This is a genomic window from Bradyrhizobium genosp. SA-3, assembly GCF_004212635.1.
Classification (GTDB): domain Bacteria; phylum Pseudomonadota; class Alphaproteobacteria; order Rhizobiales; family Xanthobacteraceae; genus Bradyrhizobium.
In genome coordinates this window covers 1-10,715 of sequence record NZ_PSRT01000210.1, presented here as the reverse complement: position 1 = coordinate 10,715, position 10,715 = coordinate 1, and the positions used below count along the sequence as shown (strand labels likewise).

14 protein-coding genes are annotated in these 10,715 nt (G+C 65.2%); 8 read left to right on the top strand and 6 right to left on the bottom strand.

Going from position 1 to position 10,715, the window contains the following annotated elements; all coding sequences use genetic code 11:
* Positions 1–165 precede the first annotated feature (165 nt).
* The 4 genes from minC to CWO91_RS39600 all read left to right on the top strand — a co-directional run bounded on the left by minC (position 166) and on the right by CWO91_RS39600 (position 2,336).
* Positions 166–861 carry a septum site-determining protein MinC gene (gene minC, locus CWO91_RS39615; RefSeq protein ID WP_130220786.1) on the top strand — a complete coding sequence of 232 codons (696 nt, stop codon included), beginning with the start codon at positions 166–168 and terminating at the stop codon, positions 859–861.
* Between the two features lie 21 nt (positions 862–882).
* A complete protein-coding gene (gene minD, locus CWO91_RS39610; protein WP_018644673.1) occupies positions 883–1,698 on the top strand; it encodes a septum site-determining protein MinD in 816 nt (271 codons plus the stop codon).
* On the top strand, positions 1,695–1,976 hold the full coding sequence (gene minE / locus CWO91_RS39605) for a cell division topological specificity factor MinE (protein WP_130220785.1): 282 nt from the start codon (positions 1,695–1,697) through the stop codon (positions 1,974–1,976). Before minD ends, minE begins: the two co-directional genes overlap by 4 nt.
* 174 nt (positions 1,977–2,150) lie before the next feature.
* Positions 2,151–2,336: a hypothetical protein gene (locus CWO91_RS39600; RefSeq protein ID WP_130220784.1), complete on the top strand. Its 186-nt coding sequence runs from the start codon at positions 2,151–2,153 to the stop codon at positions 2,334–2,336.
* A gap of 21 nt (positions 2,337–2,357) precedes the next feature.
* On the opposite strand, the gene CWO91_RS39595 is transcribed toward CWO91_RS39600, so the two are convergent.
* Positions 2,358–2,606 (bottom strand): hypothetical protein, encoded by a 249-nt coding sequence (locus CWO91_RS39595; RefSeq protein ID WP_130220783.1) that lies wholly within the window; start codon positions 2,604–2,606, stop codon positions 2,358–2,360.
* 111 nt (positions 2,607–2,717) lie between these two features.
* Positions 2,718–3,110 (bottom strand): hypothetical protein, encoded by a 393-nt coding sequence (locus CWO91_RS39590; RefSeq protein ID WP_091888127.1) that lies wholly within the window; start codon positions 3,108–3,110, stop codon positions 2,718–2,720.
* A 126-nt stretch (positions 3,111–3,236) separates the two neighbouring features.
* Here CWO91_RS39590 and CWO91_RS39585 point away from each other — a divergent pair, with 126 nt between their 5' ends.
* On the top strand, positions 3,237–4,019 hold the full coding sequence (locus CWO91_RS39585) for an SDR family NAD(P)-dependent oxidoreductase (RefSeq protein ID WP_130220782.1): 783 nt from the start codon (positions 3,237–3,239) through the stop codon (positions 4,017–4,019).
* Position 4,020: 1 nt separating this feature from the next.
* Here the strand turns inward: CWO91_RS39585 and CWO91_RS39580 are convergent, their stop codons facing one another.
* Positions 4,021–4,251, bottom strand: a complete 231-nt coding sequence (locus CWO91_RS39580; RefSeq protein WP_091888123.1) for a DUF6894 family protein — start codon at positions 4,249–4,251, stop codon at positions 4,021–4,023.
* 390 nt (positions 4,252–4,641) lie between these two features.
* Positions 4,642–5,643, bottom strand: a complete 1,002-nt coding sequence (locus CWO91_RS39575) for a hypothetical protein (protein ID WP_130220781.1) — start codon at positions 5,641–5,643, stop codon at positions 4,642–4,644.
* 336 nt (positions 5,644–5,979) lie between these two features.
* Here CWO91_RS39575 and CWO91_RS39570 point away from each other — a divergent pair, with 336 nt between their 5' ends.
* Positions 5,980–6,576 (top strand): L,D-transpeptidase, encoded by a 597-nt coding sequence (locus tag CWO91_RS39570; RefSeq protein WP_165406031.1) that lies wholly within the window; start codon positions 5,980–5,982, stop codon positions 6,574–6,576.
* Positions 6,577–6,662: 86 nt separating this feature from the next.
* Here CWO91_RS39570 and CWO91_RS39565 read toward each other — a convergent pair whose 3' ends face one another.
* Together CWO91_RS39565 and CWO91_RS39560 are read right to left on the bottom strand one after the other, a co-directional pair.
* Positions 6,663–7,097, bottom strand: a complete 435-nt coding sequence (locus tag CWO91_RS39565) for a COG4315 family predicted lipoprotein (protein ID WP_130220779.1) — start codon at positions 7,095–7,097, stop codon at positions 6,663–6,665.
* Between the two features lie 119 nt (positions 7,098–7,216).
* Positions 7,217–7,681 (bottom strand): MarR family winged helix-turn-helix transcriptional regulator, encoded by a 465-nt coding sequence (locus CWO91_RS39560; RefSeq protein WP_130220778.1) that lies wholly within the window; start codon positions 7,679–7,681, stop codon positions 7,217–7,219.
* Between the two features lie 102 nt (positions 7,682–7,783).
* On the opposite strand from CWO91_RS39560, the gene CWO91_RS39555 reads away from it, so the two are divergent.
* Positions 7,784–9,706, top strand: a complete 1,923-nt coding sequence (locus CWO91_RS39555; protein ID WP_165406030.1) for an FAD-binding monooxygenase — start codon at positions 7,784–7,786, stop codon at positions 9,704–9,706.
* 152 nt (positions 9,707–9,858) lie between these two features.
* Positions 9,859–10,715, top strand: an 857-nt coding sequence (locus CWO91_RS39550) for an SH3 domain-containing protein (protein ID WP_130220776.1), incomplete at its 3' end; no start/stop codon positions are given.

Here is a 10,715-nt window from a genome sequence, read left to right as displayed (position 1 = left end):
TGGATGCCCCGGTCAAGCCGGGGCATGACAGCGCTGTTGGGGCGAGCGCATCCGCATCCGCTCAATGCCGCGCCCTTCCACGTAACCCGACAGAGAAATTAACCGGCCGTTAACCATATCCGCCGCATCGTTAACCATTCAATAACGGGGAACGAGTCGGCCGCTATGGAGGCTGCAGCAAAAGTCCAACGCCAAATGGTGCGCCTGCGCGGGCGCTCCTATGTGGCCTTCGTGTTCGTGCCCACGGTCCCGATCCAGGACTGGCTCCAGGAGATCGATGCCACGATTGCGCGCTCGCCGGGCTTTTTTGCCGGCCGGCCCGTGGTAATCGACCTGTCCTCGGTCGACCTGAGCCAAGCCGGCATCACCCACCTGCTGACCAGCCTGCAGGACCGCAACATCCGCGTGCTCGGCATTGAGGGCGTGGAGGACGGCCGGCTGACGCCATCCATGCCGCCGCTGCTCTCGGGCGGGCGCAGCTGCGTGGTCGAGCCGAGCGCGCCCAAGAAGGCTGATAAAGTCCAAGCCAAGCCGACCTCGCTGCTGCTCGAAAACCCGGTGCGCTCGGGCCAGACCGTGATCTTCCCCGAAGGCGACGTCACCATTCTAGGCTCGGTCGGCTCCGGTGCCGAGGTGGTCGCCGGCGGCTCCATCCACGTCTACGGCGCGCTGCGCGGCCGCGCCATGGCGGGCGTAAACGGTCACACCAGCGCGCGCATCTATTGTCAGAAGATCGAGGCCGAACTGCTTGCAATCGATGGATTTTATCAGACTGCCGACGACATCGACGCCGCCTTGCGTGGCAAGCCGGCGCAGGCCTGGCTGCAGGGGAATACCATGCGAATTACAGCACTGAACTGACCAGCAAAGGAGACATTTCAGATGAGTAAGGTACTGGTCGTGACATCAGGCAAGGGCGGGGTCGGCAAGACCACGACGACCGCCGCGCTGGGGGCTGCGCTCGCGCAGCGCGGCGACAAGGTCGTCGTGGTCGATTTCGACGTCGGCCTGCGCAACCTCGACCTCGTCATGGGCGCCGAGCGCCGCGTCGTGTTCGATCTCATCAACGTGGTGCAGGGGGTGGCCAAGCTGCCGCAGGCGCTGATCAAGGATAAGCGGCTGGAGAATCTCTGGCTGCTGCCGGCTTCCCAAACCCGCGACAAGGACGCGCTGACGGAGGAGGGCGTGGGCAAGGTCATCGCCGACCTGCGCAGCCGCTTCGACTGGGTGATCTGCGACAGCCCGGCCGGCATCGAGCGCGGCGCCTCCATGGCCATGCGCTTTGCCGATGAAGCCGTGATCGTCACCAATCCGGAAGTCTCCTCGGTGCGCGATTCCGATCGCATCATCGGCATGCTCGATTCCAAGACGGTGCGGGCTGAGAAGGGCGAACGGGTCGAGAAGCACATTCTCATCACCCGCTACGATCCCTCCCGCGCCGCGCGCGGCGAGATGCTGACCATCGATGATATCCTCGAAATCCTTGCCACGCCCTTGCTCGGCATCATCCCCGAGAGCCAGGACGTATTGAAGGCCTCCAACGTCGGCACGCCGGTGACGCTGTCGAACGCGGATGGAGCGCCGGCGCGAGCCTATATGGACGCGGCCAAGCGCCTCTGCGGCGAGAACGTGACGATGCACGTTCCCGCCGAGCGCAGAGGTCTGATGGACCGCCTGCTGCGACGGAGGGCTGCATGAGCATGGGTCTGCTTCGACTTCTCCGCGGCAAGAAAGCCACTGCACCCGTCGCTCGCGAACGGTTGCAGATCCTGCTTGCCCATGAACGCGGAATGCGTGGCCAGCCCGATCTGCTCGGTGTGCTGCGTGAGGAAATTCTCGCCGTCGTGTCCAAGCACGTCACGCTGGACCCGACCAAGGTCATCGTCCGGCTCGAGCGCGGCGACGAGGTATCGACCCTGGAGGTCGATATCGAGGTGCCCAACGATATCGAGCGCAGGCGCGTGGCGGTCGCGTAGGGGACACGGCCGACGCGTCCAAATTGGGGTGGGTGAGAAGGCGGTCCGCCGGGCATGGCGGGCCGCCTTTGTCGTGCGCTCAGGTGGCGGCACGGAACGAGGCCCCGGGCTCAATCGTTGTGAGAGACTCGCGGGAGCGATGCACCGCGGTTTCCGTCCACCGGGAGAGCGCCCATGATGTCCGAGGTCCAGGTCCACACCGTCGCGCGGCAGATGCTGGAACAGCATGGATTCGCTGCGATTGCGAAGGCCGCCGAGCAGGCGCAGGCCTGCGAGGGCCGCGGCTGGGCCGAGGAGGCCAAGGAATGGCGTCACATCGTCGACGCCATGAAGATCATGCGCGGTCCGCACCAGAGCTGACAGTTGTAGGCCAGGGCGCGCTCAACGCTCCCCGCGGTCAACGCCTTGCTGCGGAGTGCGATTCTGTGTCTGGGGCTGCGCGCGCTCGCCCGTCTCCTTGCAGGGGAGCGGTTCCCACGATCCGTCAGGCGCCTGCTGATAGGCACTACAGGGCGACGAGGTGGATTTTTCCTCGCCTTTCTGGGCGTCTGAATTCTTCGCCAGGGCGGGCGCGGTCAGCACCGCGGCGGCCGCAATCGCGCCGGCGAAAACGAAATGGATACTCCGCATGAGGGCTCTCCGGTTCGCATTCGAAGAGGCCGCATGGTGTGGAGGATTGTGACGATTGTTAGCCGAAGCAACGGTTCGTCGCAGCGTGCTTAACGCTGCAACGGCCGCCTGCTAGCCGCCCTTGCTGCGGATCAATCCGGCGAGGTTGGTCTTCTGGGCCTCGCACCAGCCGGGCATGCCGAGGCGGCGCTGGTCCATATCGGTCGCCTGGGTCGCGACTGCGACCTCGGCCATCAAATCGTCGTCCTGCTTCTCGCCCATCTTGCCGCCGGTGTGCATCCAGGCAATTGCCTTGCGCACTTTCTCGGTGGTGCCGTCGGGCAGGTGCATCTGCTGCGCCTTCTGCACGAGGTCCTGATAGACGAGATCCGTGCCCGGACATTCGACCTTGGCGGCGAAGGCCTGCAACACCATCGTCACATAGGTCGACCGCGGCGGCGCGTCGGCCGCCTGGGCCGGCGCGGCCAGCAGCAACAGGCCCGTCATCAGAAAACCGGTGCGCATCCTTGGTATCTCCTCCGTTTTTTGAGAGGCTAGCCTCCGGCGCGCCACTCTGCAATGGGACCGGAGCGCAATTGTCGTCCCTCCGTGCGGTGCGCTAATCTGGCGCTCCCGGCCCCGGAGCGCGACATGAGCCTGTTCAGCACGCCATTCGATCCCGCACGCGACACCGCGCTCGTCACCGGCGCGGGTAACGGCATCGGCCGCGCGATCGCGCAGGCCCTGGTCGGCGAGGGCGTGCGGACCATCTTCGCCGATATCAGTGCCGAGCGGGTAGAGGCCGCGATCGACGCGAGCAAGAGGCCCGAGCTGGCGGTGCCCTGGATCGGCGATCTCGCCAGGCTCGAAGCATGCGATGAGCTGCTGGCCGCCGCACAGGGGACGCTCGGGGACGTCACGCATTTCGTCCACAGCGCGTCTCCGTCGCGGCGAGAGGCGGATCATGCGCTCGCGGTCGATCGCAAGACCTGGCAGGAGATGCATGCCGTCAATCTCGATGCCGGCTTTCACCTGGCGCGCGAGATCGCGAAACGGCTGATTGCGGCGAAGCGGCCGGGCTCGTTCCTGTTTCTCACCTCGCTGCATGCCGGCACGCCGCGCAACCTGCCGCACTATTCGACGGCGAAGGCGGCAATGGCGATGCTGGTGAAGGAGCTTGCCAAGACGTTCGGCCGCCACGACATCCGCGTCAACGCGCTGGTGCCCGGCGCGATCGCAGCCGGCGGGTTCGTCGCGGATGCCTCGCTGGCGCGGCACATTCCGCTCGGGCGTCTCGGCGAGGCCAATGACCTCGCGCCGATGGCGCTCACCGTCTTGTCGAACAAGCTCTCCGCTTATGTCACTGGCGCAGCCTTCGTCGTCGACGGTGGATTGTCGCTGACGAACTGGTTCGATCCGCCGGTGCTGGATTAGCTTAGCGTTGCCAGGCCGGCACGGGATCGAGCGGTGTGCGATAGACCTCGTTGTGATCGCGATCGGTGACGCGCACCGAGCAACCCTTCTGCTGGAGCTCCGGCTTCACCTGCGACAGCTCGCATGCCAATTGATCGGCGCGATCGGAGGCGACCTCGATGTCTTCGAGGATGATTCCGCCCTGGTTCCTGAACTCTTCACCAACCACAAGATCGAAGGAGTAGTAAGGCATCCGACTTCCCCGGTGTGATGACCCAAGTTTGAAAAACAAGTCTTCAATGGAATCTCGACACATCCGGGATGGTATCACGAGTCGATATTTATCGAATGATCCGGCCGCGCAATCTCTGTGCTTATGGCGCAGAAATGATGTGCAGCATGTGGGCTCATTAAGATTTTATTAAATATGCGGCGCGATCATGAAGCATGGAATCGCAACAGAACCGGGCTCCGGGAACCGGCAGTTGCAAGAGAAGGTCGCCGGCATAAATCCCGACGGCCTTTTCTCTTGAACGGAAGACGATCGAAGCATCGCTTCCCGTAATCGCCCGGACTCAACGCATCACATCGACTCGGACAGCGTAGGCGACGTTGCGACGCTGTGGTGCCGCATGGCGCTGCGCTAGCGAAGCGGCATCGGCGGACGCACGACAGGTCCATCGTCATCGGCAACGGCTTGCGTCGTCGCAACCGGCGCAGCTGGCGGCGGGACCGCGGCAGCCTGCGATGGCGGCGGAGGTGCAAGCGGCGCGGGCGTATAGGCTGGCATGTAGGTCTGCGTGACGGCCGGCTTGGGCTTGCGAACCGGCGGCGCAGGCCGCGGCGGGAGCGCGGAGGCGCGTGGGCGCGGATCGACCGGCTTGGTCTCAACAGCCACCGGCCTCGGCGCAGGCGGCTTCGCCATCTCGCGCGCCATCTGCTCCTGTCCAGCCTTCAACTCGGCGATGTTGGCCTTGAGCTGCTCGATCTGCTGCGCCATCGCGGCGAGATCGTTCGTCATCGACTGCACCGTTTGCGCGGTGTCGGGCTGCGCCGTTGCGGGCGCGGCGGCAAGCTGGGTCGGAGGCGGCGTCGCGGGTTGATCGGCCGTTGGTTCGGTTGCCGCTGGTGCTGCGGCTTGCGCTGCCGCGACGGGCGTCGTCTCCGAGGTCGAAGACATCAGCGACGTCGAAGGCATCAGCGACGTCAATACCGGCGTCCATTCGGCGAGCATTTGCTTTGCGGTGTCGCCGTGCTTCTCCCAGGCAATCGCGGCAGCCGCGCTGCCGCCCGCGAACAGGAACGTGACGAACGCGCCGCGCAGCCACTTGCCGACCGCGGATCGCTTCCGATGGCCGGGACCATCGCTGGCCGTCACACGGACCGCCGTGTCGACCGAAGGTGCCGCAGCGGGCTTGCCGTAGACGACGTTGATCGTGGGCTCCGGCGCACGCGCGGGATTCGGAGCGAACCTCGGCTCCGGACGGGGTGCGACCTCCGGCGCCAGCGCTGGCGCCGTGCTCCCCGGGCGCGAGACCAGCACGATCTCGGGAGAAATCTGAACCGCGTCGTGCGGGTCGTTGTCCTTGACCGTGTCCTTCACGATCTCATCGACGATTTGTTTGCTGTTCAGCGTCGCGAGCATCGCAGCTCCTTTTGAAGCCCAGATGTTTAAGTTTTGGTCCTCCGCATTGGCGCGGAGCCGATCTGTTGAGGTGGGCCCATCCCAAATCCCTGGGACGCACGAGTCCAGCCGGGTTTGACCAAAGCAAGGCAAGGAGATGGAGATGATGCGACGCTCCTCTGCCGTTTGTGGTGATGGAACCCGTTTTGTCGAACACGTGCACGTGTTCCGGTTTGCCTTGTTTTCAGCACGATTTGGGCAGCATCTGGCGGGGCTGGGGGCGCTATCGGGGGGCCGGTGGTGCCAAGATTTCTTCTCTGTTTGTTCGTCGTCGCCTTATTGCCGCTCGGCGGCTGCATGCAGACGACGCTTTCGCCATCGACGGATGCGAGCATGACGGCTCGCGACCGGCAGTTGCTCGCGCACACGCCTTATGCAAAGGCCAACGTACCTGAGCAGTATCTACGCCACATCGTCGATTACCAGCGCAAGGAGCAGCCAGGGACCATCCTGGTCGATACCGACGCGCGCTACCTGTATTTCGTGCTGCCCGAGGGCAAAGCGATCCGCTACGGCGTCGCGGTCGGCGAGGAAGCCATGGCGTTCTCAGGCGTCGCGCGGGTCGGCCGCTTGGCGGAATGGCCGGACTGGATTCCGACAGCGGATATCCAGGCGCGGCTCGGGCCGTATCCGGCGCGCGTTCCCGGTGGTCCCGCCAACCCGCTGGGCGCGCGGGGAATTTATCTCTATGCCGGCAACAAGGACACGCTCTACCGCATCCACGGCACCAACCAGCCCGAATATATCGGGCAGGCGATCTCGTCGGGCTGCATCCGGATGCGCAATGAGGACGTCATCGATCTCTATGACCGGGTGAAGCTGGGCTCGACCGTGGTGGTGCTGCCGCCTGGGCAAAACGCGCAGGCCGTGACCGGCGCGTTCTGGCGCGGGTGAGGAAAGCTCACTCGGGCGTGAATGTGTCCGGCATCTGCGGCACCGGAAGCACATCCGGTGCTCACGCAGGCGGGATCGATCTCGCCCTAATCGCCCGGCCTGGCGATCCGCCATTGCAGCGTCGTAGCATTGCCGTTGGCCTCGCCCGGCGCCTTGTCGGCGGGCGAGGTGTAGAGCGGGCGATAGCGGTATGCCCACATCTTGCTGCCGTCGTTGCGGTTGATCACGGTGAAATCGCCGACGGCTTTGGCGTCGGCCGTCGCGGCCAGCGGAACCCAGCTCTCGGTGCACTTGCCGTTGCAGTTCGACGTCTTGCCGGTGGTGTCGCGCTCGTAATAGTAGAGCGTCATGCCCTTGAGGTCGACGAGCTTGGGACCGTGCTTGGTCAGGACCACCTTCGCCGGTGCGGTTGTTGCCTCGGGTTTCGGTGGGGGCGGGGAGTCGCCGCCGCCATGGCCATTTGCGAGCGCATGACCGCTCGAGAGCGCGATCGCCGCGGCCGCAACAATGCACCTGAACATCCGAAACTCCCGCCCCGCAAAGTGAATCGCGCGTTAAGCGCCGAACGGGCCGACCGTAACAGCCGAAGGTTAGTTCCAGGTTTCGCGGCGCTGCGACAATTGCGTACAAAACGGCGGGCTTAGGCCTGCACATCGCGCAGCGGCGCGCGGCTGAGCTCGTTGCCGGCGGCAATCGCCTTGCGCAAGAGCCGCATCAGCTCCTCGCCTTCCTTCGCGCTGAGGCCGCGCAGCATGACGCGCTGCGCAGATTCGACGGCGGGCGTGATCTTGCGCAGCGTGCGCCTCCCTTCATCGGTGATCTCGAGCTCGCGCGCGCGGCGGTCGCGGCTGGAGGCGCGGCGCTCCGCAAGGCCCTTCTGCACCAGTCGATCGATCACGCCGGTGATGGTGGTGCGGTCGTAGGCGATCAATCCTGCGAGCGTCACCTGGTCGAGGCCCGGATTGGCCTTGATGGTCGCCAGCGCGGCATATTGTACCGGCGTAAGATCAAAGCCGGCATCTCCGACTTCAGCCAGGAATACCGCGACCGCGATCTGCTGGAACCGGCGCGCCAGATGCCCCGGCATGTCGTTGTTGTCTTTCACCGAGGTCTCCGTTTGGCAGGGACGATGCGGATCATTGACAAGTATACTGATAGTCAGCATACTGAGCAATATCCAAACAGAAATTTGGCGGGAGAGGTGCTCATGCAATTCCATCTGAATGGATTTCAGCCGGGCGATCCCGAGGTTGCGGATCCCGCCCAGCGCGTTCAGGCCTCGGGTGCAGTGGGCGCCGTGCCCGAAGAGGTCGATGTCCTCATCGTCGGCTGCGGGCCCGCCGGCCTGACGCTCGCCGCCCAGCTCGCGCAATTCCCTGATATCAAGACCTGCATCGTCGAGCAGAAGCCGGGCCGTCTGCTGGTCGGCCAGGCCGACGGCATCGCCTGCCGCACCATGGAGATGTTTCATGCCTTTGGCTTCAGCGAGCGTGTGCTGAAGGAGGCCTATTGGGTCAACGAGACGACGTTCTGGAAGCCGGACGAGCGGCAGCCCGAGACAATCGTCCGCAGCGGCCGGGTGCAGGACGTCGAGGACGGGCTGTCGGAATTCCCGCATGTCATCCTCAACCAGGCTCGCATCCATGACGGATTCCTCGACGTGATGCGGAAATCGCCGGCCAAGCTCGAGCCGTGTTACAGCCGGCGCGTGCTCGATCTCGATGTCGATCCGGCCGCTGGTGCCGCCGATCATGCCGTGACGGTGCGCCTCGAGCGCGTCGATGTCGGAAACGAGGGCAAGATCGAAACCATCAAGGCGCGCTATGTCGTCGGCTGCGACGGCGCGCGCAGCACGGTGCGGAAGTCGATCGGCCGCGAACTGCACGGCGATTCCGCCAACCACGCCTGGGGCGTGATGGACGTGCTGGCGGTGACAAACTTTCCGGACATCCGCTTCAAGTCGCTGATCCAATCGGCGAAGGACGGCAGCCTGCTCATCATTCCGCGCGAGGGCGGTTACATGGTCCGCCTCTATGTCGAACTCGCCAAGCTCGACATCGGCGAGCGCGTCGCCAATCGTAACATCACCGCCGATGACGTGATCGCCAAGGCGCAGCGGATTTTGAAGCCGCATACGCTCGAGGTGAAGGAGATCGCCTGGTGGTCGGTCTACGAGATCGGCCAGCGCCTCACCGACAAGTTCGACGACGTGCCGGAGGCCGACGTCGCCGCCCGCCTGCCACGCATCTTCATCGCCGGCGATGCCTGCCATACCCACAGCCCGAAGGCGGGGCAGGGCATGAACGTCTCGATGCAGGATGCCTTCAATCTCGGCTGGAAGCTTGCCGCCGTCCTGCGCAAGCAGTGCGCCCCAAGCCTGCTGCATTCGTATTCGGCCGAGCGCCAGGCGGTTGCCAAGGAGCTGATCGATTTCGATCGCGAATGGGCGGGGATTCTCGCCTCCGCCGCGAAGGCCGGCGGTGCCGATGCGGCGAAGACGCAGGACTATTTCGTCCGGCACGGCCGTTACACGGCAGGGACCGCGACGCATTACCGTCCGTCGCTTCTCACCGGCTCGGCCGCGCATCAGCATCTTGCGCAAGGCCTCGTCATCGGCAAGCGCTTCCACTCCGCGCCGGTGATCCGGCTGGCGGACGCCAAGCCGGTGCATCTCGGCCATGCGGCGCAGGCCGACGGCCGCTTCCGCATCTACGCGTTTTCGCCGGCGGAAGATCCCGCCGCCGGTGGTTCAGCCATTCGCGCGCTGTGCAATTTCCTCACCGAAGCCGGGGAGTCGCCGATCAGACGCCATACGCCCGCGGGCGCTGACATCGACAGCGTGATCGACCTGCGCGCGGTCTTCCAGCAGGATCATCGCGAGCTTGCCGTTGAGGCGATGCCGTCGCTGCTGCTGCCGCGCAAAGGCCGCTACGGCTTGATCGATTACGAGAAGATGTTTTGTCCCGACCTCAAGAGCGGCAACGACGTCTTCGCTTTGCGCGGCATCGACCGGAAGGCGGGTTGCTTGGTCGTGGTGCGGCCGGACCAGTATGTCGCGAACGTGCTGCCGCTCGACGGCTTTGCTGCGCTTGCGTCGTACTTCGACGCCGTCATGTTGCCAGCGAATTGACGGCCTGGCAGCGCGCCGGGCACTGTTCGATGAACGGCGAATGAATATTGAACCGCGCGCGGGGTGCATCTCGATCTTTCGACGGATGCGACCACCATCCGCGGAACGCCCGTTCTGCTTGCGCGTTCCGACTGGCAGAGGAGGAACACGCCATGAGACTCAAAAGCGTTTTACTTGCCGCATTGCTGCTCGCCCCGACGGCCGCGCTGGCCGCGCCGGGCATCGTCACCGTCTCGACCGGCCTGCGCGCCGGGCCGGGCACGGGCTTTCCCCTGGTCGACCGCATCCCCGGTGGTGCCCGCGTCAACATCCATGGTTGCCTGCGCGGCAATGCCTGGTGCGACGTGAGCTTCTCCGACGATCGCGGCTGGGTGTCATCGCAATATCTCGAATATCTCTATCGCAACCACTACGTCTATCTGCCTGACTATGTCGACGAAATCGACGTGCCCGTCGTCCCCTTCGTGCTGACCTCGTACTGGTCGAGCTACTATGGGGGACGTCCCTGGTACCGTCGCCACGCCTATTGGAATAATTACTGGACTTCGCATCAGCGCTTCGCGACGCGGATGACGCTTGATCCACGTGCGGCCCGCATCGGTCGCGCGGCGACGCGTGACGCGGCGATCGCGCTCGAGCGCAGCGGCGTGCGTGCCAGGGGCAATGTCGCGGTCACCGGACGGGATACCGCGGTCGCGCGGCCCAACGCCGCTATCGCCAAGCGCAACGCCGCGGTTACGATCGACCGCACCCGCGCCGCGCGGAGTGAGCGCATCGCGCATGAGCGAGCCGCCGTGCAGAGTCGCAGTCCGCGCGAGGCGCAGGCGCGCATGATGCACGACCGTGCTGCGAGCCGTGCCGCGGTTCGCGCGCAGCCGATGACGCGCGCTCATGAAGCGCCACGCGTGTCGGCCGCGCCTGCAGCCCGGCCCGCAACACCGCACGTTGCCCAGCCGAACGTCAGCCACGGTTCGCCGATGAAGGCCCGTGCGCAGATGCCGGCACCGCG